32 protein-coding genes and 1 other RNA gene are annotated in these 26,511 nt (G+C 36.4%); 2 read left to right on the top strand and 31 right to left on the bottom strand.

Translation table 11 applies throughout. From position 1 onward, the window contains the following. Positions 1-290: 290 nt before the first annotated feature. The 11 genes from spoVG to metG all read right to left on the bottom strand — a co-directional run bounded on the left by spoVG (position 291) and on the right by metG (position 10,488). Complete coding sequence (spoVG, locus tag C794_RS19285) at positions 291-581, bottom strand: septation regulator SpoVG (RefSeq protein WP_011064459.1); 291 nt, start codon at positions 579-581, stop codon at positions 291-293. Positions 582-746: 165 nt separating this feature from the next. Beyond that, on the bottom strand, positions 747-1,556 hold the full coding sequence (purR, locus tag C794_RS19280) for a pur operon repressor (RefSeq protein ID WP_017798814.1): 810 nt from the start codon (positions 1,554-1,556) through the stop codon (positions 747-749). 68 nt (positions 1,557-1,624) lie between these two features. Beyond that, positions 1,625-2,476 carry a 4-(cytidine 5'-diphospho)-2-C-methyl-D-erythritol kinase gene (gene ispE, locus C794_RS19275; protein ID WP_017798813.1) on the bottom strand — a complete coding sequence of 284 codons (852 nt, stop codon included), beginning with the start codon at positions 2,474-2,476 and terminating at the stop codon, positions 1,625-1,627. A 170-nt stretch (positions 2,477-2,646) separates the two neighbouring features. Then, positions 2,647-2,820, bottom strand: a complete 174-nt coding sequence (locus C794_RS19270; protein WP_011064456.1) for a small, acid-soluble spore protein, alpha/beta type — start codon at positions 2,818-2,820, stop codon at positions 2,647-2,649. 289 nt (positions 2,821-3,109) lie between these two features. Next, positions 3,110-3,358: a biofilm formation stimulator Veg gene (veg, locus tag C794_RS19265; RefSeq protein WP_011064455.1), complete on the bottom strand. Its 249-nt coding sequence runs from the start codon at positions 3,356-3,358 to the stop codon at positions 3,110-3,112. 240 nt (positions 3,359-3,598) lie between these two features. Further along, the gene (gene yabG / locus C794_RS19260; protein ID WP_017798812.1) at positions 3,599-4,474 is read right to left on the bottom strand and encodes a sporulation peptidase YabG; all 876 of its coding nucleotides are present in this window, start codon (positions 4,472-4,474) and stop codon (positions 3,599-3,601) included. Between the two features lie 85 nt (positions 4,475-4,559). Further along, entirely contained in the window at positions 4,560-5,444 is an 885-nt protein-coding gene (rsmA, locus tag C794_RS19255) for a 16S rRNA (adenine(1518)-N(6)/adenine(1519)-N(6))-dimethyltransferase RsmA (protein WP_017798811.1), read from the bottom strand. Next, positions 5,413-6,003, bottom strand: coding sequence for a ribonuclease M5 (gene rnmV, locus C794_RS19250; protein ID WP_017798810.1), 591 nt, complete (start codon positions 6,001-6,003; stop codon positions 5,413-5,415). Before rnmV ends, rsmA begins: the two co-directional genes overlap by 32 nt. Positions 6,004-6,088: 85 nt before the next feature. After that, positions 6,089-7,309 (bottom strand): G5 and 3D domain-containing protein, encoded by a 1,221-nt coding sequence (locus C794_RS19245; protein ID WP_017798809.1) that lies wholly within the window; start codon positions 7,307-7,309, stop codon positions 6,089-6,091. Positions 7,310-7,565: 256 nt separating this feature from the next. Then, on the bottom strand, positions 7,566-8,336 hold the full coding sequence (locus C794_RS19240; protein WP_017798808.1) for a TatD family hydrolase: 771 nt from the start codon (positions 8,334-8,336) through the stop codon (positions 7,566-7,568). A 130-nt stretch (positions 8,337-8,466) separates the two neighbouring features. Further along, positions 8,467-10,488, bottom strand: coding sequence for a methionine--tRNA ligase (gene metG / locus C794_RS19235; protein ID WP_017798807.1), 2,022 nt, complete (start codon positions 10,486-10,488; stop codon positions 8,467-8,469). A gap of 338 nt (positions 10,489-10,826) precedes the next feature. On the opposite strand from metG, the gene C794_RS19230 reads away from it, so the two are divergent. Further along, on the top strand, positions 10,827-11,102 hold the full coding sequence (locus C794_RS19230) for an AbrB/MazE/SpoVT family DNA-binding domain-containing protein (RefSeq protein ID WP_017798806.1): 276 nt from the start codon (positions 10,827-10,829) through the stop codon (positions 11,100-11,102). A gap of 73 nt (positions 11,103-11,175) precedes the next feature. Here the strand turns inward: C794_RS19230 and rsmI are convergent, their stop codons facing one another. The 20 genes from rsmI to tadA form a co-directional block, all read right to left on the bottom strand. After that, a complete protein-coding gene (gene rsmI / locus C794_RS19225) occupies positions 11,176-12,057 on the bottom strand; it encodes a 16S rRNA (cytidine(1402)-2'-O)-methyltransferase (protein WP_017798805.1) in 882 nt (293 codons plus the stop codon). Positions 12,058-12,063: 6 nt separating this feature from the next. Further along, complete coding sequence (locus C794_RS19220; RefSeq protein WP_017798804.1) at positions 12,064-12,324, bottom strand: GIY-YIG nuclease family protein; 261 nt, start codon at positions 12,322-12,324, stop codon at positions 12,064-12,066. Next, positions 12,317-13,057 carry a tRNA1(Val) (adenine(37)-N6)-methyltransferase gene (locus tag C794_RS19215; RefSeq protein ID WP_017798803.1) on the bottom strand — a complete coding sequence of 247 codons (741 nt, stop codon included), beginning with the start codon at positions 13,055-13,057 and terminating at the stop codon, positions 12,317-12,319. The genes C794_RS19220 and C794_RS19215 overlap by 8 nt, the downstream gene beginning before the upstream one ends. 270 nt (positions 13,058-13,327) lie before the next feature. Then, a complete protein-coding gene (gene yabA / locus C794_RS19210; RefSeq protein ID WP_017798802.1) occupies positions 13,328-13,690 on the bottom strand; it encodes a DNA replication initiation control protein YabA in 363 nt (120 codons plus the stop codon). 14 nt (positions 13,691-13,704) lie between these two features. Next, a complete protein-coding gene (locus C794_RS19205; protein WP_017798801.1) occupies positions 13,705-14,529 on the bottom strand; it encodes a PSP1 domain-containing protein in 825 nt (274 codons plus the stop codon). A gap of 4 nt (positions 14,530-14,533) precedes the next feature. Then, positions 14,534-15,523 (bottom strand): DNA polymerase III subunit delta', encoded by a 990-nt coding sequence (gene holB / locus C794_RS19200; protein WP_017798800.1) that lies wholly within the window; start codon positions 15,521-15,523, stop codon positions 14,534-14,536. Positions 15,524-15,571: 48 nt separating this feature from the next. Further along, complete coding sequence (locus C794_RS19195) at positions 15,572-16,003, bottom strand: YaaR family protein (RefSeq protein WP_017798799.1); 432 nt, start codon at positions 16,001-16,003, stop codon at positions 15,572-15,574. A gap of 29 nt (positions 16,004-16,032) precedes the next feature. After that, complete coding sequence (locus tag C794_RS19190; RefSeq protein ID WP_017798798.1) at positions 16,033-16,362, bottom strand: cyclic-di-AMP receptor; 330 nt, start codon at positions 16,360-16,362, stop codon at positions 16,033-16,035. Next, the gene (gene tmk, locus C794_RS19185) at positions 16,331-17,008 is read right to left on the bottom strand and encodes a dTMP kinase (RefSeq protein WP_017798797.1); all 678 of its coding nucleotides are present in this window, start codon (positions 17,006-17,008) and stop codon (positions 16,331-16,333) included. Before tmk ends, C794_RS19190 begins: the two co-directional genes overlap by 32 nt. Before the next feature lie 13 nt (positions 17,009-17,021). Further along, entirely contained in the window at positions 17,022-18,443 is a 1,422-nt protein-coding gene (locus tag C794_RS21260) for an aminotransferase class I/II-fold pyridoxal phosphate-dependent enzyme (RefSeq protein ID WP_026133865.1), read from the bottom strand. A 138-nt stretch (positions 18,444-18,581) separates the two neighbouring features. After that, positions 18,582-18,779: a sigma factor G inhibitor Gin gene (locus C794_RS19175; protein ID WP_017798795.1), complete on the bottom strand. Its 198-nt coding sequence runs from the start codon at positions 18,777-18,779 to the stop codon at positions 18,582-18,584. 70 nt (positions 18,780-18,849) lie between these two features. Beyond that, entirely contained in the window at positions 18,850-19,113 is a 264-nt protein-coding gene (locus C794_RS19170) for a pro-sigmaK processing inhibitor BofA family protein (protein ID WP_017798794.1), read from the bottom strand. Positions 19,114-19,350: 237 nt separating this feature from the next. After that, positions 19,351-19,563 (bottom strand): YaaL family protein, encoded by a 213-nt coding sequence (locus C794_RS19165; protein ID WP_017798793.1) that lies wholly within the window; start codon positions 19,561-19,563, stop codon positions 19,351-19,353. 33 nt (positions 19,564-19,596) lie between these two features. Then, entirely contained in the window at positions 19,597-20,193 is a 597-nt protein-coding gene (recR, locus tag C794_RS19160; RefSeq protein WP_017798792.1) for a recombination mediator RecR, read from the bottom strand. 162 nt (positions 20,194-20,355) lie between these two features. Beyond that, positions 20,356-20,670: a YbaB/EbfC family nucleoid-associated protein gene (locus C794_RS19155; RefSeq protein ID WP_017798791.1), complete on the bottom strand. Its 315-nt coding sequence runs from the start codon at positions 20,668-20,670 to the stop codon at positions 20,356-20,358. Between the two features lie 35 nt (positions 20,671-20,705). Continuing rightward, positions 20,706-22,415 (bottom strand): DNA polymerase III subunit gamma/tau, encoded by a 1,710-nt coding sequence (dnaX, locus tag C794_RS19150; RefSeq protein ID WP_017798790.1) that lies wholly within the window; start codon positions 22,413-22,415, stop codon positions 20,706-20,708. Positions 22,416-22,613: 198 nt separating this feature from the next. After that, entirely contained in the window at positions 22,614-23,645 is a 1,032-nt protein-coding gene (locus tag C794_RS19145; RefSeq protein ID WP_017798789.1) for an NADH:flavin oxidoreductase/NADH oxidase, read from the bottom strand. 211 nt (positions 23,646-23,856) lie between these two features. Continuing rightward, entirely contained in the window at positions 23,857-24,774 is a 918-nt protein-coding gene (locus tag C794_RS19140; protein WP_017798788.1) for a glycine betaine ABC transporter substrate-binding protein, read from the bottom strand. A 108-nt stretch (positions 24,775-24,882) separates the two neighbouring features. Beyond that, positions 24,883-25,148, bottom strand: an RNA gene (gene ffs / locus C794_RS20575) — signal recognition particle sRNA large type. 193 nt (positions 25,149-25,341) lie between these two features. Beyond that, positions 25,342-25,842: a tRNA adenosine(34) deaminase TadA gene (gene tadA / locus C794_RS19135; protein WP_017798787.1), complete on the bottom strand. Its 501-nt coding sequence runs from the start codon at positions 25,840-25,842 to the stop codon at positions 25,342-25,344. An 80-nt stretch (positions 25,843-25,922) separates the two neighbouring features. Here tadA and C794_RS19130 point away from each other — a divergent pair, with 80 nt between their 5' ends. After that, positions 25,923-26,456: a cysteine hydrolase family protein gene (locus C794_RS19130; RefSeq protein ID WP_017798786.1), complete on the top strand. Its 534-nt coding sequence runs from the start codon at positions 25,923-25,925 to the stop codon at positions 26,454-26,456. The last annotated feature ends 55 nt before the right edge of the window (positions 26,457-26,511 follow it).

The raw sequence follows: 26,511 nt of genomic DNA, 5'->3' as shown, positions 1-26,511 counted from the left end.
TCTAAATATCCACTTAAAAATATATCGTAATTGGCCCATCTTTTCAATAAAAGTGAAAACATTGATACATTAAAGGAATTAGTTGGAAACAATAGAATATTATGGAGTGTCACAGCATCTAGCTAAAAAGCAAGCTACAAAGGACTAAAGTCCAATTATCGCAAAAATATATCGTTTCAGTACAATTCCCTTATAGGATAGAAAATTTCGGGGAACTTTTTTGATAACAACAAAAAAGAAGGATAACCTGCTTTAAGATTAAATCCTTCTCCTATCACAATCATATTTAATTATGAAGCACCTGCTTCTTCGTAGTTTACTTCATCTTCGCCCGCCTTTTGATATTCCGCTAATACAGCTTCTTGGATTTTAGAACGGGTTCCGGAGTTAATAGGGTGTGCTATGTCCCTAAATTCACCATCTGGAGTTCGTTTTGATGGCATAGCCACAAATAGTCCATTATTACCGTCGATTACGCGTATATCATGGACAACAAACTCTTGGTCTAACGTGATTGATGCAATCGCTCGCATTCTTCCTTCTGTATTTACGCGGCGTAATCTAACGTCAGTCACTTCCATGATGTTTCACCACCTTTTCTCTTTGATCTTACTTCTTAACTAATTCAACAAAACAAATAAAATTCCTGCTTTAAATTGCAAAAAAAATGAAATATTTTAATAATAATATAAGAAAAAGGTAATAGATGAAAAATCACGGATAAAAAGACCTAATAAATTATACATCTAATTGTTATAGTTACCTGGTAATATCGTAATTGTATTATTTTGTAGATCTACATGCGAAATTTTTATTAAAGAAGTATAGTCATTAACAATTCTTTCTTCCTCATCTTCAGCTTCTGCTAATACACCAATTGCTTTTACTGTTGCATTAAATTCTTCCAGTAAACTCTTTATCCCAGCAATTGTTCCTCCTGCCATCATAAAATCATCAATGATACAGACATTCGATCCTTCTTTTAAACTACGCTTAGGTAATACCATTGTTTGTATCTTACGAGATGAACCAGATACGTAATTAATACTAACAGATGATCCTTCCGTAACTTTTGGATCTCTTCTGGCGATCACTACTGGCACACTTAAAAATGAGGCAACAGCATACGCTAAGGGAATTCCTTTGGTTGCTACCGTTACAATTGCATCTATTTCTAAATTGGAAAAACGAGAAGCAAACACTCTTCCAATTTCACGAACCATTTTTGGATCTCCTAATATATCACTCATATAAAGATATCCACCTGGCAAAATACGGACTGGGTCTTCTAGTTGACGTTGCAGTTCCGTTATAAATGCTTCACTTTTTTCAGAAGTAAATTCTGGTATATAATGTACTCCACCACCAGCTCCAGTGGTTCGTTGTAAATATCCCATTCCTTGCTGCTGAAATACGTCATGAATGATATCTAAATCTTCACTAATCGAGGACTTCGTTGTATTACAAAGCTCTACAAAATGAGTTAGTTTAATGTGCTTTCTTGGATTTTCCAGGAAATAATCTGTCAAAACTACTAATCGATTACTTCTTTTCACGTTGTTACACCTCCAAATCCGAATGTTTTAAATATAATATATCATTAATATACGACTTTAAACAATACTCACCCTAAAATCCGTACCAATTGTACATCCTCACAAAAACCACGCATACTATTATAAATCCGTTGTGCTTTACTGAAATGTTGCACTAGACCAAATACAGTTGGTCCGCTACCACTCATTATCGCTCCATCTGCACCAGCTTGTAGCATTGCATTCTTAATTCGGAAAACCTCCGGATGAATCGCAAATGTTATATCTTCCAAAGCGTTTCCTAAACTCATACAAATTTGATAAAAATCTCTTTGTTGTAGTGCCTCTAAAACTTTTTTGGTATCAGGATGATGAAGGTTTTGTAGATTAATCCGTTCAAAAATCGTTCTAGTGGATACTCCTATATCTGGTCTTGCAGTAATTACCCAACAGTTTGGTGGTGATGGAAGCAACTCAATTTGATCTCCGAACCCTTTTGCGATTGCTGTCTTTCCGTATACACAAAAAGCTACATCCGCCCCCAGGTTTGAACCTAATGTTGCTAAATCTTTCAAAGGCGCATTTACGTGAAATAAGCGATTTAATCCTCGTAAAACAGCTGCAGCATCTGTACTCCCTCCAGCAAGACCTGCAGATACAGGAATGTTTTTTTCAATATGGATACGAACTCCGTATGGAATTTGATATGTGTTTTTAAATAATTTAGCTGCCTGGTAAGCTAAATTTCGTTCATCACTGGGAACATATCTGCTTTCCAACGCAACTTGAATCTCATCCTTAGGAAGTTGTTGTAATTCGATTCGGTCAGATAAATCAATGGTTGTCATCACCATTTCAACATCATGATAACCATCATCTCGTTTATGCAAAACATCTAAAGACAGATTAATCTTTGCAGGTGCTTTCTCCATGACAATCACCAGATCACCTACCTTTCTTTCTTTATACACGGGCTTAAAAATATAGATTATTGTACCATATTCGAGATATTGAGGCGAATAAATATTAAATAGAGGTATAAATAGAGGTATAAATACTTCCTTAAGTAAATTCTCAAAAGACGAATTAAAAAAAAGACAAATCCCTAAATTTAGGATTTGCCTCTCATCTGTTGCTCAGCGATCTCTATTGCTCGCTTCACCATATTTCCGGCATCTCTTGATTTAATGCCTCCCCAACCTTCTTGCTTTACCGTATCGTAAAACCCTAACTCCTTAGCTATTTCCTCTTTCATTTGCGTTGACATAATTCCACGTCTTCCCATGAAAAAGTTCCCCCTCTAAATAAGCTTTTACTATCCGGCAACTATAGTTTATGTAACTTTATATAAGATAGACGAGTTAGAATTATCCAAGCGAGGTAGTAATTAAAATGCATAAAGTGGAGACTTACGTCCTGTGGTTTCCTTCAGATACCTCTTTTGCTTTGCCTCATCTACATGCGGGATAAATAAGAATATGTATTATTCATTTCCTGAAGCAAAAACATATGAAATCAAAAATTTTATACTTACTAAAAAAACAGTAGACGAAGACTTGTCTACTGTTTCTAAGTTATTGTTGAACTTCTTTTAGAAAATTCAACTCTACCGTCTCTGTTAGTATGTCTGCATAGCTATAGGAAACACGTTCGAATGCATTTTCGTCTTGATCAAGCTCTACGATAAAAACGGATGGGTATGTCTCTGCCAGTATTCCACACCGTTCAATCGTCTTTCTCCGTCCACCATTTGCTTTGAGTGTTAATCGTTGACCTACCTGACACTCAAGACCTTGCTTAATTTCTATTAATGTCTTTGCCACTACACTCCACCTCACATAGGATAATTTTAACATACCCCTGTCCAAAAGTCAAACAAAACTTTATATTATATCAGCATATTGTTTTTGCTGTCAACAATAATTTTTGTCTATTTATGTTATTATGTGTAGATATTCATTAAATATGTATATTTTGTTAAGAAAAGCAAACTGATAATCATTTTAGATAGCTAATAACTGTCTATAAATAAAAAAAGAGCCCTCTCTTTTCTGGAAGACTCTTTACATTTCCTCTTCATTACTATCCTCTACAAAAGGCATACCCGTTCGTAATAAACCTTTCGTTTCGATACCACCTAATCCTCTTTCTCCTGTTAACGTGTTTCTAAGTGCTTCCCAAACCGATACACTCTCCATAAAAGGTGTATATGCTATTTTGGCAACAATATAAACAGGATCTAACGCATGGATATTTACTCTCGAAGGGGAGCTAGCAAAATTGGCACCAGCGCGAATAATGGATTCAAAATGTGACTGACATGCGCCCGCAAAAATAATTAACTGATCAAGGTTAGGGACCACTCTTCTTGCTTCCCTTACTGTTTCCACGAAATACTTTGAATGCCGATATGCACGCAAATCATTCTTTAATCCCTTGTTTTTTGAATATGCATCATGACCTGTAATAACAAGTATATCTGGTTGAATACGTTCCAATAGATCATTAATTTCTTCTGGCATTTGCACTTCTGTTAAATGCACCCCGTGAACTTGTAATCCTATTCGTTGATATAATTGTATACATTTTCGTAAATAGTTTGCATCTCCATCCATATGCAATACTTTCGCAGGTAATTGAAAATAATTGGCTGCATTCGAATACCCTTCGGTTGCCTCATAATTTCGTTTTTCCTTCATTAACTGATAATCTTGCCTAAATAATCTATACGATGTTTCTTGCTTTTCTTTTTCCTGTTCTTTTCTTCTCTTTTTCTCTCGCTGATCTACTTTTGTTAAATCATTAAGAGGGGCGTCTGCAGCTAATCGCATATCCTCTCCATGCAAAACAGCGATATCTTTTTTAATCTCTATTACACGAAATAATAAATCATGTTCATATGACTTTCGTGTCACCAGCTCTCCATTTGCAATAACCATCAGTACACCTCACACGATATGTCTCCTATACCATATGAGAAAAAGCAGGCTATTGTGCCTTTTGCATACCAACCTACTATACATATTATTTAAGTTCTTGGTATTGATAAAACGAATTTGCTACTTGTGCGAATTCGTCCATGGTCAGTGACTCGCCTCTTCGAATCCCATCAACCCCTGCTTCTTGTAATATGTGTTCAATTTTCTCTTTATCATGAACTCCTTTAAAAAAGCGGGAGAGATTATTTTTTAATGTTTTACGGCGCTGTGCAAAGCTTGCTTGGATAATTTCAAAAAAGAAATCTTCATCGGTAACATCTACAGGAGGCTGTTGCCGGATAGTTAGTTGCAATATACTTGAATCGACATTCGGTTGTGGCATAAATACTTGCTTTGGTACATTCATTACTACTTTTGCCTCGCTATAATATTGTACTGCAAGACTTAAGGAACCATAGCTTTTCGAATTCGGTTTGCCAGACATTCGATCTGCTACTTCTTTTTGAATCATGACTGTTAAACTTGTTACTGGTAACCGGTCACGAATTAATTTCATTAAAATAGGAGTCGTAATGTAATACGGTAAATTTGCCACGACATGAACTTCTTGACCTTCTTGAAAATGTTCTGCAATAACTTGTGTCACATCCGCCTTTAAAATATCTTGGTGGATCACAAATACATTCGAATATTCACCCAATGTATCTTCTAATATAGGCAATAGTCGTTGGTCAATTTCAAATGCAACAACTTTATCCGCATGTATTGCCAACTGCTCCGTCAATGCTCCAATTCCTGGACCAATTTCAATTGCAGCAGTATCTTTTGTAATACCTGCATGGCGGATGATATTTTGTAAAACCGAAACATCCACTAAAAAGTTCTGTCCTAAACTTTTTTTAAATGTGAAATGATATTTACCTAAAATTTCCTTCGTTTTAGAAGGAGTTGCGATGTATTTGGTCGTCATGTTGAACCTCCTGATCTATTAATTCCATAGCTTCATCTAACTGTTTTTTACTAATTTGGAACTGTGTGAGTCGCTTTAATAATTGCTTACCGTTAGTGTGTCCGATTTTCAATCGTTTCCCTAACCTTTCACGGCGTTCACTTGCCTTTTTTCCACCAATTAGTCCATAATCAATAAGGTCCGCCTTATTGATATCACTTGTTTTCATTTCCTCTAATTCATATACATGTTCCAACGCTTTTTGTATTGCTTCTACACTGGCATGTTCAATTCCTAAACTCGCACGGTCAGATTTATTATTTTTGGCTTCTTCTTTTGGTAAAAAAGCATGTTTACATCCTGGGATATGTTCATTAATAATATTACGAATACGTTCGCCCGGGTAATCAGGATCCGTAAATATAATTACTCCACGTTTTTCTTTAGCATGACGAATTTTTTCCAATGTTTGTTTGTTTATCGCTGAACCATTCGTTTCAATTGTATCCGCATCGACTGCTAATTGGATTCGAGCTGTATCATCCCTGCCTTCTACCACAATTATTTCCTTCACTCTCATAACCTTTCCTCCGAACATACAAAAATAATGCTCTTACCATAATAGCATGATAAGAGCATTTTATCCTTCGTCATATAAAAATATGCTAATCTAAAATTGTCACTTTCACAGTGCGTACACCCCATGCATACGCATCAGAACTAGATGGCACATGCACATCGATACGATTGCCGACAATATTGCCGCCCGTATCTCCAGCAACAGCTTCACCATATCCTTCTACATGTACTTTCGTACCAAGTGGAATGACGTTAGGGTCTACTGCGATAATTTTCATATTGGGATTACTACTTAAATTAATGCCGGTAGCAGTAACACCAGAACAACCACTACAACTAGCTGTAAAAGCACTAGCTTTCATTGTTAAAGTTTTTCCATTTGAACCCGAACTCGCATTCTTAGATGATTGATTGGTATGATTGCTGGATGCTTGCTGAGCTTTAGGTTCTTTTGTTCCAACTGCAATTACTTTTGCTACACTGTCTTTTACAACTTCGTCAATAAGTTCTCTGTCTACTTCATCCCCGTTCTCCATCGTAACCATGTATGTTTTTGTGACTTGACCATTTTCACCCTCAGTAATTACTTTTTCTTCTCCCTTTGGCAAGGAGCTATCCTCTTTTGTTTGTGTTTCATAATCAATTGTTTCTTCGACTACTTTTTCTTCCTTTGTTACTCGAACTACTTCTATTTTGTCTCCTTTTTCAACTTCTTCATCTAAACCAGGAGTTATTTTATCTTTGCTGTCTTGATCATAAGATACCCCAGCCTTTTCTATAATTTCTTTAACTGTTCCGCCAGTTGTCATGACAGTTGTGTTGTCATTTCCATTCTGAATCTCTACCTCAAAGGCTGTTATAACATCTATGTGTAGTCCATCTTCTATCTTACTTGAAGTTTTATGAGATAATTGATCGTCTTCTGTAAACATTAGATTATTTTCCTCAAAAAATGCTGCAATCGTTTCGGCAGTTGTACTGTAATCTTTTTCTTTGCCATCAATCGCAATGGTTATATCTTTAGCAGCTACATAATCAATTGTCATTCCTGATTGAATCAAGGCATCCAATTGATGCGATAAGAGATCATGTTTGCCAACATCAACTCCTAATTCGGTCAGAAGCTCTCCAACAGTATCTTTGTGTGTGTTGATTGTTTGTTCTTCTCCGTTTTCAGCAAATACTACTTCCGCTTTTGTCGCTTCGTACATTACAAAACTCGAAAAAAGAATTAATACAAAAACACCAATACCTGATGTTATCAATTTCTGTTTCGACCTTGATAACCTTGAAATTAGCTTCATCATAAAAGCCCCCCTCACTTCCAATTGATTATATTAACAGGTATATGCAAAGTCAAAGCTATTCCGTTTACGGTTCGTTTACAAACCAATTACATTTATCCTGGTAATTCATCAATAATCTAGGGATATTGGACGAAATGCTATGATGCACCTAGTCCTAAAGCTTGTTATCAAATTGTAAAAAAAGAGGATAAACAGTCCGTTTATCCTCTTGATTTTTTCCATTTTTTAGTTCGATTATGACAATAAAGAGTAATTTTTATTCGTTAATATTAAAAAATTGTCTTGCATTCCTAGTAGTAATTTCACCAATTTCTTCTACACTCATATCTCTTAAAGAAGCAATTTGTTCGGCGACTAATCGAACATAAGCAGGCTCATTTCTTTTTCCTCGATTTGGATGAGGAGCTAGAAACGGCGCATCTGTTTCAATTAATAAACGGTCTAAAGGAACTTCTTTTGCAACTTCTTTTGGAAGCGGTGCGTTCTTAAAGGTTACAGGTCCACCTAAAGAAATATAGAAATTCATGTCCAAACAATCTTGTACATATTTGACCGAATCATTGTAACAATGCATAATTCCGCCAATCTCTTTTGCATTTTCTTCTTGTAAAATTTTTATAATATCTTCCGTTGCTTCTCGATTATGAATAATTATCGGCATGTTTACTTTTTTTGCAAGTGCTATTTGCTTACGGAATACTTCTTTTTGAATATCCCTTGGTGATTTATCCCAATGATAGTCAAGCCCCATTTCTCCAATGGCAACCACTTTTGGATGGAAACTTAATTGTTCAATCCATTTAAGATCTTCTTCAGTCATATCAATAGCATCTACAGGGTGCCAACCTACTGCAGCATAAATAGCCGGATAGCTTTCTGCAATCTCTATTGCTAATGGTATTGTCTCTCGATCAAACCCGACAACCACCATATTCTTCACGCCGGCATCATACGCTCGTTGAATAGTTTTTTCACGATCGTCTTCAAATTGTTTCGCATTTAAATGTACATGAGTATCAAATAACATACCTGTTCATCCTTTTCTTTTTGTTGAATAAAAATCGAGCTATAATTCGGATATCCAAGAACTGTCACCCAATTATAGCTCGGTACGAATTACCTTTTAGTTTTTACTTTTTACTTTAGTTCTTTTACACTTAAGAAATTGACGAACCATTAGGGGCTTCACTTGGTGCTTCGACAATTTGTAGTTTGCCGTCGTATTCCGCTGATAATATCATACCTTGACTAATTTCTCCACGCATTTTACGTGGCTTCAAATTAGCGACGATGACAACTTTTTTCCCGATTAATTGCTCCGGTTCTGAGTAGTATTCAGCTATACCAGAAAGTATTTGTCGATCTCCTTTATCTCCAGCGTCTAATCGGAATTTTAATAGCTTATCTGCGCCTTCTACTTTACTACAATCTTTAACTTCAGCCACTTTCAGCTCAACCTTATCAAATACATCATATTTAATCTGTTTTTCTTTTTCAGATATAAGGTCAGTCTCATTAGGATCCCAGTCGCCAGCCTTATCTTCTGAAGTAGTACCTTTTGCGCCATTAGCCATTTGTTCACGAATATACGCAGCTTCTTCATCCAAATCAAGACGAGGAAAGATTGGTGTACCTTTCTTAACAACGGTTGTATTTTTTGGGAAATTGCCGAAACCAATTGTATTCCAATCTAATCCATATTCTTCTCCTAGACCAAGTTGTTCTGCAATTTTCTTCGGTGCATGAGTTAAGAACGGTTGTAACATAAGTGCAGCCGCATGTAAACTTTCTGCTAAATGAACCATTACACTTGCTAACTCATTTCTACGACCTTCATCTTTTGCTAATATCCAAGGCTCTGTTTCATCAATATATTTGTTCGCTCTCGAAATTAAGATCCAAACTTGTTTTAATGCATCACTAAATTGCATGCCTTCCATTTGTTTTTCATATTCTTCGACGGCGTTATTTGCAATTGTTTGTAATTCACCATCAACACTCGTTACTTCACCTTTAAATTCAGGCACCTTTCCATCAAAATACTTGTTAATCATCGCCACTGTGCGATTTAATAAGTTTCCAAGATCATTTGCTAAATCGTAATTTACTCGAGAAATAAAATCTTCCGGTGTAAAAACTCCATCGCTACCAAAAGCAACTTCACGCATGAGGTAGTAACGCAACGCGTCTAAACCATAACGTTCGACAAGCATTTCTGGATAAACGACATTCCCTTTTGATTTCGACATTTTTCCATCTTTCATTAAAAGCCAGCCATGGGCAAAGACTTTTTTTGGTAGAGGTAAGTCTAGAGCCATTAACATAATCGGCCAATAAATAGTGTGGAATCGTACGATCTCTTTTCCAACCATATGCACATCCGCTGGCCAAAATTTGTCATAAAGGGAAGTATCATCTGTACCATATCCTAAAGCTGTAATATAGTTGGTAAGTGCATCAATCCATACATATACAACGTGTTTTGGATTGCTTGGAACCTGTACCCCCCAGCTAAATGTTGTACGAGAAACTGCTAGATCCTCTAAACCCGGTTTAATAAAGTTATTAATCATTTCATTTTTTCGAGATTCTGGTTGGATAAATCCTGGATTGTCCTCATAGAATTTTAACAAGCGATCCGCATATTTACTCATCCGGAAGAAATAAGATTCCTCTTTAATTAATTCTACTGGATGTCCACTATCTGGAGACTTACCGCCGATAACATTTCCATCGGCATCTCTTTCAACATCCTCTAACTGCGTTTCAGTATAGAATGTCTCATCAGGAACCGAATACCATCCTTCATACTCATCTAAGTAAATATCACCTTGTTCTAAGAATCGTTCAAATATATCCGCGACTACTTTTTTATGTTGTTCTTCTGTTGTACGAATAAATTTATCATTACTAATTTCTAACGTATTCCATAATTTTTTCATCCCTTCAGCCATATCATCTACATAGGCTTTTGGAGAAATATTCATCTCTTTCGCTTTTTGTTCTATTTTTTGTCCATGCTCATCACTACCTGTTAAATAAAAAACGTCAAATCCACGCATGCGTTTATATCGTGCCATTACATCACATGCGATTGTAGTATACGCATTTCCAATATGTAACTTTCCACTAGGATAGTATATTGGCGTCGTTATATAAAATGCATTTTCTCTTGCCATTCGTTGTGCCTCCTAAATCTCTTCCTTATTATATATAGATTCTATTGTAGCTATTATAACGTAATTTGCCAAATCGTGTACATTTACCGCTCTTTGCTTCTTCTATACCGTTGCCATTATTGTGACGAAATAAACGGTGACCAAAGAACTAATCAAATTTTTCCACTTTTAGTAAAATTTGATTGACAAGTGAGCAATTTGTTGGTATTCTGATTTTAATATAGGTGTCGAACCATGGCGATTTTTTTATGTAGTATCATCAATAAGGAAAATTCGGATAAATACTTGTTTGAGGAGAGTTAATATCCGTATTTTTTCGAGTATGGGGGAGTCAAACAATGAAATCAACTGGAATTGTACGTAAAGTCGATGAATTGGGCCGTGTAGTAATACCCATTGAATTACGTCGCACATTGGACATCCACGAAAAAGACACAATGGAGATCTATGTAGATAATGATAAAATTGTTCTCAAGAAATACAAACCTAATATGACTTGTCAAATTACTGGAGAAGTTTCCGATGAAAATTTGTCTATTGCAAATGGTAATTTAGTCCTCAGTCCAGCAGGTGCTCAAATTCTGTTGGAAGAAATACAGTCCCGTTTCAAATAAGCCATATTCGGTGCTAAATCTTATTTACGTTGTATAAAGAAAGCTGACAACTCTATTGAATTGTCAGCTTTCTTTATGTTTGGATATGATAAGCCTGATAAACTTCTCGTTTAGGAATTCCTCGATCTACTGCAGTTTGCTTTATCGCTTCTTTACTGTTAAAACCTGACGTACTTATATAATAAGTGACATGTTCATGTAAAGTCATTGACTCCCACCATGTCGATTCTTGTCGAATATCGGCTTCATCCGACATATTTCGACCTTCCACCATGACAACAAATTCTCCACGCATTTCATTTTTCATACACCATGAAAAAATTTCTTCTGCTGTCCCTCGAACATACTCTTCAAAGCGTTTGGTTAGTTCTCTACCTAATGCCATATTTCTATTTCCATATGTCTCTTGGATCACTTCTACTGTATCCTTAACCCGATATGGAGATTCATAAAAAACGATTGTACCTTCTGTTTTTTGTAAATCCTCTAGTATTTGTTTTTTCTCTTTTTTCTTCCGGGGTAAAAAACCATAAAAAGTGAAGGGTTGTGTCGTTAATCCTGAACCTACTAATGCAGATAGAGCTGCGTTTGCCCCTGGAAGAACAATTACTTTTAATTCCTCTGCTATTGCTGCTTGTACAAGTTCAACACCCGGATCGGATATTGCAGGCATACCAGCATCACTGACTAATGCGACCATTTCTCCATCTTTTATTCGCTCCATCAGCTGATTCACACGACTTTGATGATTATGTTCGTGATAACTAATTAAAGGTGTCTCTATCTCAAAGTAATGCAGAAGCTTCTTCGTATTACGAGTATCTTCTGCAGCAATTACCGATGCTTCTTTTAACATACGAATGGCACGATACGTTATATCTTCAAGATTTCCAATTGGTGTTGGTACTACATACAAAGCGGCATCCTCATTCTCAAAGCTTTTTTGTATATTCACGTGTCATCACTCCTGTACTTGGAATTCAATTAGCTTCAGCTTTTCAAAGCGGGGTAATTGTTTAATGCGATATTCTTCTTGCATTGCTTCTGACTTATTGAGAAATTGCTTTACATACAATACTTCAAATGGACCTCTACCTCGTGTATACTTAGCACCTTTGCCCGTTTCATGCATTTGTAAACGATGCTCTAGATTATTCGTATACCCCGTATAAAGAGATTGATCACGACAACGTAATATATAAACATAATGTTGTTCATCCATAAATAATTTCCTCCGCCTGTTTCGTATAGGTTCCATCCTTTTCATAGATGTATAGAGGCGGTAAGATTTTTATGTCTGCTTTTCCATCTCGAATACCTTCGATCAATAGCATATTTGCCTCTTTCCCTTGCTTCGGATAAACAAACTGGATTCGTTTTGGTTCAACATTATACTTTCTAAACAGCTCCATAATATCAACTAACCTACCTGGACGATGCACCATCGCTACTTTTCCTCCCGGACGCACATGTAATTTACATGCGCGTATCACGTCCTCTAAAGTACAATACACTTCGTGTCGGGCAATTGTTAAGTGTTCATTTATATTATGTTCTGATTTGGAAGGGGTTTTAAAATATGGTGGATTACAAGTAACCACATCGAAACTGCTCTGTCCAAGTACTGCTTGCATATCTTTTAAATCTCCATGAATCATATGCAATTGTGCTTGTAATTGATTTAATTGCACATTCCGCTCAGCCATATGATAGATACGTTCTTGTAACTCCACTCCTGTGATCTCTGCTGTTGTTTTGCGTGATAACAATAAAGGAATAACACCATTTCCCGTACATAAATCTAATATGGTACCTCTTTTTTTAGGAATCGATGCAAAATCAGCAAGTAATACAGCATCTAAAGAAAATGCGAATGCGGTTGGACTTTGTATTATCTTCATCTCATTGTTTGCTAATAAATAATCTGTTCGTTCATCATCATAAAGTTCTACCATAGTGATCCCTCTTTATCCTGTCTTGTTCGATTTTATTAAAATGAAGAAAGGCTATCTCCAAATTAGTTGACTAATCTTTGCAACCGTACCCGTAATATACAGAGAATCAAAAGCTCCTTCATAAGTAGTATAACCTTATTTTTAAGTCACTTCATTAATTTTTCCCCGTATATGCGGTAACATCCCGTTGCTACAAATTAAATCACTAAGCTAGAGACAGCCCATGTAAAATCTTATTAAGAAAGGACCTATCATTCTTACAAGATAATATTATTTCGTTTTGTCAAAGAAATCTAAACAAAAGATGCAGTCTTCATTTCTGCGTGGACTCCCAAATTCAAGGTTACAAATATGAAATCCTTCTTCATATAATCTGGCTAAATTATCATACCCTTCACCGGGAAGTGCATGAGGTTTCTTTTTTGTTTCATTCAATGGTTGTTTTGAATCAGTATCTCCATCTTGTCGGTACTCTTCTAGATGATGGCGCAAATGGTGATTTTCATGTGCTAAACGATGATTTTCTTCCAGTAAATCACTTAACTTACCTTTTAAATCACCCAATTGTTCATAAAGCTCTCCAATTTGCTTTTCCATGTCGGAAACCTGATCAAATATTTCTCTGTTTCCCACGCCCACTCACCTCATCATTCTGTGGCTTGCGCAACTATTCCTTCTTCGATTAATTCATCTAATGTATATTCTACCACGCGTTCTTTTTCAGGCAACTCAATTTGTATCATGCGCTCTAAGATATTAAGTCCTACTACTTTACCTTCTCCATATGGCGTTTTCATAGACTTGCCAATATCAGGTAATTCTTTTTTTGCTGTTTCATAATCGTCATTTTCATATTTTAAACAACACATTAATCTACCGCATAGACCAGATATTTTTGCTGGATTCAATGAGAGATTTTGATCTTTCGCCATTTTTATCGATACTGGTTCAAAGTCACCTAAAAACGTAGAGCAGCATAACATTCGACCACAAGGACCTATACCACCAAGCATTTTTGCTTCATCACGTACTCCAATTTGTCGCAATTCAATACGTGTTTTAAACATGGACGCTAAATCCTTTACTAGATTACGAAAGTCAACACGACCATCAGCAGTGAAGTAAAAGATGATTTTGTTTCTATCAAATGTATATTCTACTTCTACTAAATTCATATCTAGATCATGGTGCTCAATTTTCTCTGTACATATATCAAAGGCTTTTTGAGCCTGTTCTTGATTTTCAACGACGGTTCGTTTGTCTTTATCATCCGCTACACGAATAACCTTCTTAAGTGGTAATACAACATCTTCTTCATCTACCTGCTTATTCGTGATCACTACTTTACCAAATTCAATTCCTCGAACCGTTTCAACAATGACGTAACTATCTAACTCTATATTATCTTCGTCTGGATCGAAGTAATAGATTTTTCCCGCTTTCTTAAATCTTACCCCTATAACTTCTAGCATTTTTTCACCTCTGTATTTGAAGTGCTAATTGTTCCATTACTAACGTCGGTTGGACATTTTGCTTTAATTTACGTTTCGCTGTTAAAATCAGCTGCAATGTAAATAATAATTGTTCTTTAGAAAAAGACATCATTGCCCGTTCCATTTTCGCATCATCTTGCGGTAACAAGACTGTTGTAGAGACTTCTTTTATATGTTGATGAAGGATATCTTGAAATCCTAATAATAATAAATCCAATCCCATTTGTTGCTCTGTACGTTCTTTAAAATGAGGGATCCATTGTTGGTGAATAAATAAATAAACATCCTCTGGCTTTTGAACATACATTTCTATTAATTGTACCACTATCTTTCTTGCACCTGCAAACCACTCATCTTGGTGTAATGATAATGCTTCTTTTGTATTATTCGTCAGAGCACTTAAAAGATTCGCTTCAAATTGTTGAACCCCTTCAGCTTGCAATCTTTGATTCAGTACATCAGGAGGTAACGGCTGTAATTCTATGATTTGGCATCTTGAACGGATAGTTGGTAGAATCGAGTGTCCATTTTCAGTCATCATAATAGCAGTCGTTTGTTTACTAGGTTCTTCTAAAAATTTGAGCAAACGATTTGCCGCATTTATCGTTAATGTATCGGCATCTTGAATGACATATACTTTTTGATTCGATTCCATCCCTGAATACGTGAATTCCTTTTGCAAATTACGTACCTGTTCAATTTTTATCGATTGTCCATCTGGTTCAATCCAATGTACATCAGGATGATTTCCCGAATCTATCCGTTTACAGTTATTACATGTATGACAAGGATTCGCTCCTTCACGATGCAAACAGAATAAGTATTTTGCTAATAATAGCGCAATATCACGCTTCCCGGTTCCTCGTTCGCCTTGTAGGAGGTAAGCATGGGATACTCTTCCTTTATTTATACTATTGATGATCGTTCGACTAGCAATCGGCTGAAGGTCTGTGATTTCCTCCCAAGTTACCATCATTCATCCATCCTAATTGATTCCCGCTTTAAATAGGGATCGTGTTATTCATGTATATATATTAATCAATAGACCTTTGATCTCACCAATTAGACCTAATATATCTACTGTCTTCTTTTCTTCATCCATTATATCTTCTGCTAATTGAATTAGTTTCTCATCCACTTCTTTTACTATCGAAAGATGTCGACTTCCTTGCAGTCCAAAGCTATGTGATTTCTCAAGCTTGTAACCTTGTGCCACTGCTTTATCTAAAAAACTTTTAACCATCCTTTTAAATTTCACTAGTTCTCTGAAAGAACGATACTGAGCAAGTTTGCTTCCTTGCTTGCTCAATTGTTGTACAAGCTGATGAAATTCTTGCTGATTCAAATGCTTTGTTTGGGACTGAACCATTCGTTGAAAAGAAGGATCCTCCACCTTTGAAGACCGATGAAATTTTGGTTCCGTCTTTGTTTGCATTTCATTCGTAATTTTCATGTGTTCAGTCCCCTTTCATCCATAATTTATTAAAATTTATAAAAAGACTCAATTGGTACGATAAATACCGTTGCTCCGCCAACTTCTACTTTTACAGGCTTTGGAATATAGGAGTCAGCATTTCCGCCCATTGGTGAAATTGGTGCTACCATCTGTTCGCGGTGTGAACAATTATCTTTAATTATTTCTAATGCACGATCAACATCTTCATCATTACAACCAATCATTAACGTCGTATTTCCTTCTTTTAAAAATCCACCCGTGGTTGCTAGTTTTGTTGTCTTAAAATTATGTTCTCCTAATGCATTAACGAGACGGTTTGAATCCTTATCTTGAATCACCGTAATAATTAATTTCATTGTTACCACCCTTTTCTTTTTCATTTAAAAAAGAACTGATTATCTCTATGGTATCCTGTTCCACTTTCTCTAATGATTGCTCCGCTTGCACCGTCTTTATCCGCTCCGGAAAGCGTGCAATCACTTTTTGATACCCTTCATAAACTGCTTCATGAAACTGAATATTTTCTAGATCTAATCGATTTCTTTCTCTATTTTTATTCGTCGCTATACGTTCTAAACCCTTTTTTGGTTCAATATCGAAAAAAAGTGTTAAATCTGGCATACAATCTTGAATCACAAAGTGATTTATCGCATAAACTTCATCGATCCCTAACCCTCTAGCATAACCTTGGTATGCTAAACTGCTATCCACAAAGCGATCACAGAGCACTACTTTTCCTTGTTCCAAAGCAGGGAACACTTTCTCTACTAAATGCTGTCTTCTAGCGGCTGCATATAATAAAGCTTCCGTTCTTTCTTCCATTTCCAGATGTTCTGGATCATGTATAATACTTCGAATCTTCTCCGATATTTTTATTCCTCCGGGTTCTCTTGTTTGAATAACATCAATCCCTTGAGCAATTAATTTCTGGAAGATATGTTGGATAACCGTTGTTTTTCCAGCACCTTCTCCACCTTCAAATGTAATAAACAAACCAGCCATATATGTGTCTCCTTCATGCCTTCCTATATATACGTATTCCTTCTTCCCGTTGCTGAATGGTTACTCCTTGTTGAATCAAAAGCTGAATCTTTGTAATATGCGCCTCCGTAATTCTCTCGCCTTTGAGTATGACTGGAATACCAGGGGGATATGGGATTACTGCTTCTGCTGCAATTTCACCTTCACTTTGAGCAAATGGGACAAGAAGTGATGTAATGTGTTTCATTTCTTGGTATGACAATGCTAGTTCCTCTATAGGATTGGTAAAAAGCTTTGCCCCTTCTATTGTAGCATGTTTCATTGATTTTTTTAATTGTTCCTCTACCAATTGTATTGTTTTTTTCAAATAGTCTTGTTGTACAAAAGGTGCTAGACCATGTATGAATAAGAATTGATTTTCTGTCGTTAACTCTGGATAAATTCCATGATTCTCGAACATCGTTTCTATCTCATTTATTTTATATCCATGTTTCACGTGGAACGTTAATTTTAACGGATCGTCACTAGGTATCCATTCCCAAAAAGATGCTTGAGAGAATATGTTTCTTACCTCTTCCACACTATTTAAGACGCCTTGTATTTTTTCTTTCGATAATTCTGCTAAATAAAATCGAGCTGCATCTAAAGAAGCCATAATAGGATAAGATGGACTACTCGACTGTAACATCTGCAAATAATAAGCGACCTGATTTTTCTCTACACGTGAAGTGCCTATATGTAAATACGCGGCCATTGTCATAGCTGGAGCCATCTTATGTGCGGATTGTACGACAACATCTGCTCCTAACTGCAACGCCGATTGTGGAAGTTTTTCTGACGTTGAAAAATGAACACCATGTGCTTCATCAACGAATACTGGAATACGATTGAAATGTGCGAATTCAATCATAGATTGAATGTCAAAAACCATTCCAAAATAGTCTGGATACGTGAGAATAAGAGCCTTTGCATTCGGAAACCTCAATATTGCTTGTTTTACTGTATCGTAGGATGGTGCGGCATAACGTTGTAGATCAACTCTCCACTCTGGAGCTATAAAGATTGGTTTTGCACCTGCAAGTTCTAAACCATTTATTATCGACTTATGGCAATTTCGTTGAACAATTACCTCATCTCCTGGATTACAAGCAGTCATGATCATTGCTAAATTTCCTACAGTGGATCCACCAACTAAAAAAAATGTATGGTCAGACTTGAAATAATCTTTTGCTAATTCTTCTGCTTCTGCAATGATTTTACTAGGTGCATGCAAGTCATCCATTCCAGCTATTTCAGTTACATCTACAGGTAATACAGAATCAAATAATTCTTTAGCTGCTTCAGGAAAAATGTCCCCATGCTTATGCCCTGGAACATGGAATGATACCGGTTTTTTTGAACTGAAATTTTTTAAATGATCTATTAATGGCATACAAGATTGATCCAATTTGTTCATCTCCCTTATTTCCTCTACCATATACAATAAGAAAAACACAAAGCCCTGTCAAAAACGGGTAGACTAGTACTTTTTCCCGAACAAAAAAAGCCTTTGTAAGCAAAGACTTTTCACTATTTCATAATTTAAATTTTTGAACTATGAATATAATTTTGGTTGATTCATATTTTTTAATTTACGTAAATAATAATTATATTTTTCTTCTCTAGGTTCTGTATGGATCATGTTGTACTCACATTCCGTGCAAATGAACATCGTGTATAAGTGAATCCCTTCTTTTTTTCTTTCTTCACATATCCCACAACACTCTAACTCAAAGACGTTTGTATGCTCCATTTCTCCACCTCCGTTAAAAGCTAGTATCTCCTAATCTAACGGAAAGTATACCCAAAATCTTTGAAAGCTCCTACAATACAAAGAGATGAATGGCAGCAAGTGAGCCGATACCAAACACGCCTAAGAATCCTGATACAAACACGGTAAATACATTAATCGGAATATGGAGGCCAATTGCTCCACCAAACACATTAATAAAAAATAAGAACAACATTCCAATCCCTAGCTTAATAGTAGCCTGTCCAATATACTTCATTGGTTTCACAGGCGCTCCAACGAGTAATAGAATAATTATTAATCCAACAATAATGCTTATAAATATGGTCGAACTCATCTCGCATCAACCTCTTCTCCATATCTCTTACTGTAAACGTATGAAGAAAGGTTGGTTGATAGAACTATATTTTCTAAGAAAAACCTGAACAGCATAGAGACTTTTACAGACTCGCCGTACATCCCGCATGTAGAACGAGCTAAAGCTCCAATAGATGAAGTTTCACATTATCGTACACTACTTATTCAGCAGTATGGTTATCTTACAACTTCTATACTTTCCTTACACTTTATAAAACTATACACGTACCGCACTTACTTTACGTATACGTGCTTCTCGAATAAGAAACATATATTTAGCTTTCGCTAACTTTTCTTCATGCTGACCACTTTGTGTTGGTTCAATACTTTGCCTTACAATGTTCTGAAGTTGTTTCCATTCATGATCTACATGGTACAGAGAATTTAATAATTCTTGATCTACATCTCTTTTTCTAAGTTTTTTCCCCATAACCCTTCACCTAACCCCTACATTCCTGCATTATTAAACGTCTCTTCTACCCTCTAAAGCTTTTGATAATGTTACTTCATCCGCATATTCTAAATCTCCACCTACTGGCAGTCCGTGGGCTATCCTCGTCGTTCGGATTCCAGATGGTTTTACTAATCGTGAAATATACATTGCCGTTGCTTCTCCTTCAATATTAGGATTGGTTGCAAGTATAAGTTCCTCTACTTCCTCATCTTTTAAGCGATTAATTAAGTCAGGAACATTAATATCCTCTGGTCCGATTCCATCCATAGGTGAGATAGCTCCATGAAGCACGTGGTATTTCCCATGAAATTCTTTCATCTTTTCCATTGCAATAACATCTTTTGGATCTTGAACAACACAAATAATTGATCCATCACGGCTCGTATCCGTACAAATCGCACATGGATCTTGATCCGTTATATGTCCACATACTGTACAATGAGATAACTCTCGTTTTGCACTAACTAGTGCATTAGCAAAATTTAAAACGTCATCTTCTTTCATATTCAACACAAAGAAAGCCAAACGAGCGGCTGTTTTTGGGCCGATTCCTGGCAACTTGGAGAAGCTATCTATTAATTTAGTGATAGGTTCTGGATAATACATGATGTTTCCTCCTACACAACCATAAGTGCTATTTTATGGTTGAACTCCTTGGTAAAAACCAATACCTGCTGCAAACTACACAGAAAGAAAGATTTGTACTTTCTTAACTGCTAAAATAAGGCGTCTCGCATTAGCCAGACGCCTTGTCTTTGTATACCTTGTTTAAAACATTCCTGGCATATTTAAGCCTTTAGTAAATTGACCCATTGTATCATTCGTTTTTTCATCAATTTGATTAAGCACTTCATTTGTCGCTGCTAAAATAAGATCTTGTAACATATCGATATCATCTGGATCTACCACTTCTTCTTTAATTTCTACATCGATAATTTCTTTTTTGCCGTTTGCTTTTACAGTTACCATTCCACCGCCAGCAGTAGCTTCAAATGTCATCTCATGTAGCTCATCCTGCGCTTGCATCATTTTCTTTTGCATTTTTTGCATTTGCTTCATCATATTGTTCATATTTCCCTTCATGGAAAATACCTCCTTTAAATAGTTAACTATAATTATTAATCATGTATCTCTAACAGGTCATCACCAAACAGCTTTCTTGCTTCATCAACTACAGGATTTGATTGTTGATCTTCAGATTCTTCTTTTGGCTTATCTTGATTTTGAATATAATCATTACGTACTTCATTCCATGCTTCTTCTGGAATTGGGATAATAGTACGTTGTTTATCCATACCTCCAAGTAATGACTCTGCCATTTCTCGGTGATCTAAAAATAAAGAACAATGAATTTCATATTTGAATGCAACAATCAATGTATCATTTGAAGCAGCAGCTGGTTTACTATCTTGTATCGTGGCATGCGCTGGTGCATTTGTAGTTTTTAACTTACTTAAGAAATTAGCCCAGTGCGCGTGTACATTTTTTAATTCACTCTTCTCTGCTCTCCCTAGTGTATCACGAATTCGGTCATATGGAATCTTATAACTATTTTTCGATGACCGGGTATTTGGTCTTCTTCGCTCGGTTGGCGTTTGTTTAATAGGTGTATTAGATGCAGGTGGATTTTCTTTTAAAGTCATTATATCTTTTTCCATTTGTTGCATCTTACTTTGTAATTGTAATACAACTTCCGATTCAGAGGCAGATGTTGCATGATTCCCAACTTCTACAGCATGTTCTTGTCCATAATTAGTGATAGTGAGTAAGGCAATCTCGATAAAAACTTTCGGGCTGTTGGACCATTTCATTTCTTGTTGGCATTGATTCAATTCAATAATCGAGCGCTGAATCCATTGATTGGTTACACGTTCTGACAGTTGTTTAAATGAATCATCAGCTACTGCTCTTTCTAGCATATCTGCTAATGATGCAGAGCTTCTATATAATAAAAGATCTCGCATAAAATAAATTAAATCCTGTACAAATTTCCCTGGGTCTTTACCAGTACGAATCATCTCATCTAATGCTACTAATACATCTTGGACATTATTTTCCTCCATCGCAGAAACCACTTTATGAAGAACGATTTGCGAGACGCCACCTGTAACTGCTAAAACATCTTCTAAGGTGACTTGCTCTTTACTATAAGAAATGGCTTGATCCAGTATACTTAAGGCATCACGCATTCCACCTTCTGCAGCAAGCGCAACAGATTCTAAAGCCTCATCCGTCACTTGTATATTTTCGGCTTGCATAATCGTTTGCATTCTTCCAACAATCGATTGATTGGATATTGATTTAAAGTCAAAACGTTGACAGCGAGATATAATCGTTAAGGGGATTTTATGTGGTTCAGTTGTTGCAAGAATAAACACAACATGCTTTGGTGGTTCTTCTAATGTTTTCAGCAAAGCATTAAATGCATTTACCGATATCATGTGTACCTCATCAATAATGTACACTTTATACGGCACCGTACTTGGTGCATACTTCACTTTATCACGAATATCACGAATATCATCTACACTTGTATTGGAAGCAGCGTCAATTTCAATAACATCCGATACTGATCCATCTTGAATGCCTCTACATGCTGCACATTCATTACAAGGTTCTTTCACAGGGGCATGCTCACAATTGATGGTTTGTGCAAATATTTTTGCAGCACTTGTTTTCCCTGTTCCACGTGGACCAGAGAACAAATAAGCATGCGAAAATTTATCCTGTTCAATCGCATTTTGTAATGTTCGAGTAATATGTGTTTGTCCTACTACATCTTCAAATGTTCGTGGCCGCCATACACGGTATAATGCTTGATAACTCATAGTTTACATTCCCCTTATTAATCTAATTTTCATTATACCCGATGAAAGGGTCTTATGTGAACCTTGGAGATTAAGAAAAGCACAGAACACCCGTTTAGTAACGTACATTTTTCTATCTCTACATAACGAAAAAGCTATATTAGCATAATATTCACTAACATAGCCTATCCCATTCGTTATTAGCATTTTCTGTAGCAATTATTTTTTTCGTGGAAATGCCCGTTCATATTGTTTAGGCGGAACCACTATTCCTGTAATTTCTTCAATCGCGTGCATTGCCCAATAGGGATCTTTTAACATTCCACGTCCAATGGCAATTAAATCTGCATCTTCATTACCAAGTGCCGCTTCCGCAACTTTTGGATTCTCTAATACGCCAACTGCAATAATAGGTACATTTAATTCTTGTCTAAATGTACGAGCAAATCGAAGTTGGTAGCCTGGATGATTGGCAGGTTTACGTTTTCCTGGAGTTCCCTCTCCACCACTAGAAATATGGAAAACATCCACACCCGCTTCTTGATATTTTTTAGCAATTTCTATAGAATGATTTAAATCATATCCATCATCCATGTACTCCATCGCTGAAATACGCATGAGAAGTGGCATATCTTCTGGAATCACTTCTTTTATTGCTTGAATTATTTCTACACCAAATAAAGATAGATCTTCCCCATATTGGTCATTTCGTTTGTTAATCAATGGGGAGTGAAATTGATGAATTAAATACCCATGCGCACCATGTATTTCAATCGTATCAAATCCCGCTTCTACTGCACGCTTTGCAGCATCTTGAAACTGTTTGACTGTTTGTTTTACTTCTTCTGTAGTCAACGCACGAGGTACTTTACTTTCAGACGTTACAGGGATTGCAGATGGTGCTACAGGCGGCTCCGCATCTTCTGCTTTACGACCCGCATGTGCGATTTGAATTCCAATCTTTGCATCGTGGCGATGTACTTCATCAACAATACGACGATATGCTGGAACATGATCGTCTGACCATAGCCCTAAATCATAATCTGTAATACGACCATCAGGATCAACATCTGTCATCTCTACAATAATTAGTCCTGCACCACCCACTGCCCGTGATACATAATGAACAAAATGCCAATCATTTGGTACTCCATCCTTTTCATTTACAGAATATTGGCACATCGGAGCCATTACAATTCTATTTTTTAATGATAATCCTTTTACTTTGTATTGCTTATCTAGTTGAGTCATGTAAACACCTCTTTCCAAGATAGTAATTATATTACATCTTACGAGCCCGTTGTACGTAATGCAATTTATCTGCTTTATCGAGCGCTGAACGTGGCTGGTTCAGTTATTTAGTTATCCACAGCACACAAATTTTATAGTTTCCTATGCCACAAAAAAAGAACAAATCCATATATTTTCTATATGAATTTGCTCGGGTAAAAAATACTAATATTTATTTTGCTTCTAGATCTTCAATGGAGTCAATATCCATGTAATCCGGTACGACAAGTCCAATTTTAGCACCTTCAAGATTTGCTCCCATATCTACAAATTGTCCTTCTATGCTTTCATAAAAGTCTTTATGTGTATTTGGCATCCATGCTGCTAATGTTGCGTCAGCATCACCATTTGCGAGAGCTTCAAACACTACTGCAACATCAACATCGGTAATTTTTACTTCAAACCCTTTGGAGCGCAGTACCTCTGCTACTACATTGGAAGAAGCACGCTCGGAATCCCATGGAGTAGAAACTAATTCAACTGTTTCTCCATTTCCATCTTCCACACCTGCTGTCCAAGCATCTACCTTATCAGGATTATCTTCTACCCATTGTTTCGATACTTCTGCTATATCTTGACCAGTCTCCGATGATTCGTACATGATACTTTCCATATCTTCTACGCTCCAGTTGAACTGGTCAATTAATTTATATGCATTTGGATTTTCGTCTTCAAATCCTTCTCTTGCTAAGCTACGAATTTCTTCTGTATCACCATAAATATTTTGTGGATCTTCTAAGTACTTAAGGTTATCAAATTTTGCAAACATCCAATGTGGATTCCATCCCGTTACAACAATTGGTTCTTCATTTTCAATTGCTTTTTCCAATTCCACAATCATTGCTGCTGTTGAGGATTGCTCCAGTTCCCATCCGGATAACTGATCATACTCTTCCATCGCTGTTTCTGTTGTTACCGTGATTCCTGCACCCGGTTCAATACCAGTGATAGAGTGCTCCACTACTGCACTATCACTTTCTTCTTCAGCACTATCATTGCTTGCATCATCCGAACCACAAGCCGCTAATAAGAACACTAAAAATAGACTACTGAAAAATCCTACTACCTTTTTTCTTTTTTGCTTAAACATTAAAGCACCCCTTCATTAAAAATTAAAAAGGCTGATATAATTAATCAGCCTAAAATTATTAATTTATTCATAATGCTATAAATTATTTAAGTTATCACGTATATGTATACGTGCACCCACTTTCGATGAAACGACCCTATGCGCTACTTAAGTTCATGGCTCAGCCTAGGCTTCCCTGCGGCACACAAGAATAACCACTTACTGCTGCTTCCTTCCGGACCTGACAGGATTCGTGGGTTCCTGTTGCGCAGGACCCGGGCGTCAACACCAATCCCTTAAGTCAGACCATAAAGTCGTCCCACCTCGAGTGGGAATTCGGCCTCGCTATAGCGGATTGCGAGTACAGGGCACCGCTACCTCCCCGCTTAGCACGTATTTTCTATTATAAAGTCAGCGACATAAAATTGCAATGATAAAGTGATACTTCATTCTATGGCGGTGTTCGTTCTGCATCACCGAATATTAGATGAACAGAATCGAATCTTTACGAGCAGAATTATCCTTTTTGGTTATAGACTCATCGTCTTGAAGCACCGTACTACTAACTGTTAGGATGAGCAAACCGTTCTAGTCATCTGCCGAAGTATTTTTAGACTTTTTTTCTCTTAGTTCTTTGAAAAATTCTTTTAAAATTGTACTACATTGTTGCTCTAAAATTCCAGATGTTACCTCAACTTGGTGATTAAATTGAGGTTCATTTAACAAGTTCATTAAAGTCCCCGCACATCCTGCTTTCGTATCAGATGCTCCATAAACTACCCGTTTCATTCTTGATTGAACAATCGCACCTGCACACATCGGACAAGGCTCCAATGTGACATACAACGTACAATCTTCTAATCGCCAACTACCAATTTCATTATTTGCTTCTTGCATGGCTAATAGTTCAGCATGTGTGAGGGTGGCTTGCATCGATTCACGAAGATTAAAGCCTTTGCCAATAATTTCTCCATCATGAACAATTACTGCTCCAATTGGAACTTCATTCAGAACCCACGCTCGTCTTGCTTCTCTTATTGCAGCTGCCATAAATAATTCATCTTGGCTCACTGTTATTTCGTCTTTCACTGTATCACATCACTTTATTTAGAGTTTTAATTTAGATTTGAACGGTAATAATAACACTAGAATATCAAAGGAGGGGCATTATGGATTTTTCACCTACAAATACTGCAGTAGTCTTTGTCGATTTAATCAATGATTTTCAATTTGATGGTGGAGACGACCTGCTTTACAATACGAAACAAATCATACCGAATATTATAAAACTACGCTCCTTTGCCAAAGAAAACAATTTACCTATTATCTATGTTAATGATCATTATGGCTTGTGGCAAGCTGATTTTAGCAAGGTAATCGATTATTGTTCGAATGAAAAAAGTAGAGAAATTATCGAACAGGTTAAACCCGATGACAATGATTACTTTTTGATTAAACCACAGCATTCCGCTTTTTTTCAAACTCCTCTTCATTCCTTACTTATAGAATTGGAGAAAAACCATATTATTCTTGCTGGAATAGCAGGAGATATTTGTATTTTGTTTAGTGCAAAAGATGCTTACATGTATAAAATAAAAATGTCTATTCCCAAAAATTGTATGGCTTCTGAACAAAAAGAAAACAATAACTACGCTTTATATTTAATGGAATCAGTTATGGATGCAGATATATCTCCAGTTTAGCATAATGCCTCCAACCTCCTCATATAGATAGTTAGAGACTCTATGTAAGGAGGTA

The sequence above is a fragment of the Oceanobacillus kimchii X50 genome (assembly GCF_000340475.1).
Taxonomy (GTDB): Bacteria; Bacillota; Bacilli; order Bacillales; family Amphibacillaceae; genus Oceanobacillus; species Oceanobacillus kimchii.
Note: the sequence above shows the minus strand (reverse complement) of the source record. Positions and strands in the feature narration are given on the sequence as shown.

Bases quoted from the DNA above. Each gene is read 5' to 3' on its own strand.
- rsmA (WP_017798811.1), bottom strand. From the start codon at position 5,444: ATGACGACCAAATACATCGCAACTCCTTCTAAAACGAAGGAAATTTTA.
- C794_RS19195 (WP_017798799.1), bottom strand. From the start codon at position 16,003: ATGAAAATTACGAATGAAATGCAAACAAAGACGGAACCAAAATTTCAT.
- C794_RS19175 (WP_017798795.1), bottom strand. From the start codon at position 18,779: ATGGAGCATACAAACGTCTTTGAGTTAGAGTGTTGTGGGATATGTGAA.
- C794_RS19145 (WP_017798789.1), bottom strand. From the start codon at position 23,645: ATGACTCAACTAGATAAGCAATACAAAGTAAAAGGATTATCATTAAAA.
- C794_RS19140 (WP_017798788.1), bottom strand. From the start codon at position 24,774: ATGTTTAAGCAAAAAAGAAAAAAGGTAGTAGGATTTTTCAGTAGTCTA.
- C794_RS21260 (WP_026133865.1), bottom strand. From the start codon at position 18,443: ATGAACAAATTGGATCAATCTTGTATGCCATTAATAGATCATTTAAAA.
- recR (WP_017798792.1), bottom strand. From the start codon at position 20,193: ATGTATTATCCAGAACCTATCACTAAATTAATAGATAGCTTCTCCAAG.
- C794_RS19240 (WP_017798808.1), bottom strand. From the start codon at position 8,336: ATGTTATTTGATACTCATGTACATTTAAATGCGAAACAATTTGAAGAC.
- rnmV (WP_017798810.1), bottom strand. From the start codon at position 6,003: ATGAGAGTGAAGGAAATAATTGTGGTAGAAGGCAGGGATGATACAGCT.
- C794_RS19215 (WP_017798803.1), bottom strand. From the start codon at position 13,057: ATGGTAGAACTTTATGATGATGAACGAACAGATTATTTATTAGCAAAC.
- yabG (WP_017798812.1), bottom strand. From the start codon at position 4,474: ATGGTTATTGCAAATGGAGAGCTGGTGACACGAAAGTCATATGAACAT.
- C794_RS19165 (WP_017798793.1), bottom strand. From the start codon at position 19,563: ATGGGGAAAAAACTTAGAAAAAGAGATGTAGATCAAGAATTATTAAAT.
- C794_RS19220 (WP_017798804.1), bottom strand. From the start codon at position 12,324: ATGGATGAACAACATTATGTTTATATATTACGTTGTCGTGATCAATCT.
- C794_RS19245 (WP_017798809.1), bottom strand. From the start codon at position 7,309: ATGATGAAGCTAATTTCAAGGTTATCAAGGTCGAAACAGAAATTGATA.
- holB (WP_017798800.1), bottom strand. From the start codon at position 15,523: ATGGTAACTTGGGAGGAAATCACAGACCTTCAGCCGATTGCTAGTCGA.
- C794_RS19230 (WP_017798806.1), top strand. From the start codon at position 10,827: ATGAAATCAACTGGAATTGTACGTAAAGTCGATGAATTGGGCCGTGTA.
- C794_RS19205 (WP_017798801.1), bottom strand. From the start codon at position 14,529: ATGCTAGAAGTTATAGGGGTAAGATTTAAGAAAGCGGGAAAAATCTAT.
- spoVG (WP_011064459.1), bottom strand. From the start codon at position 581: ATGGAAGTGACTGACGTTAGATTACGCCGCGTAAATACAGAAGGAAGA.
- C794_RS19130 (WP_017798786.1), top strand. From the start codon at position 25,923: ATGGATTTTTCACCTACAAATACTGCAGTAGTCTTTGTCGATTTAATC.
- tmk (WP_017798797.1), bottom strand. From the start codon at position 17,008: ATGGCTGGTTTGTTTATTACATTTGAAGGTGGAGAAGGTGCTGGAAAA.
- metG (WP_017798807.1), bottom strand. From the start codon at position 10,488: ATGGCAAGAGAAAATGCATTTTATATAACGACGCCAATATACTATCCT.
- C794_RS19170 (WP_017798794.1), bottom strand. From the start codon at position 19,113: ATGAGTTCGACCATATTTATAAGCATTATTGTTGGATTAATAATTATT.
- dnaX (WP_017798790.1), bottom strand. From the start codon at position 22,415: ATGAGTTATCAAGCATTATACCGTGTATGGCGGCCACGAACATTTGAA.
- C794_RS19155 (WP_017798791.1), bottom strand. From the start codon at position 20,670: ATGAAGGGAAATATGAACAATATGATGAAGCAAATGCAAAAAATGCAA.
- C794_RS19190 (WP_017798798.1), bottom strand. From the start codon at position 16,362: ATGAAATTAATTATTACGGTGATTCAAGATAAGGATTCAAACCGTCTC.
- C794_RS19270 (WP_011064456.1), bottom strand. From the start codon at position 2,820: ATGGGAAGACGTGGAATTATGTCAACGCAAATGAAAGAGGAAATAGCT.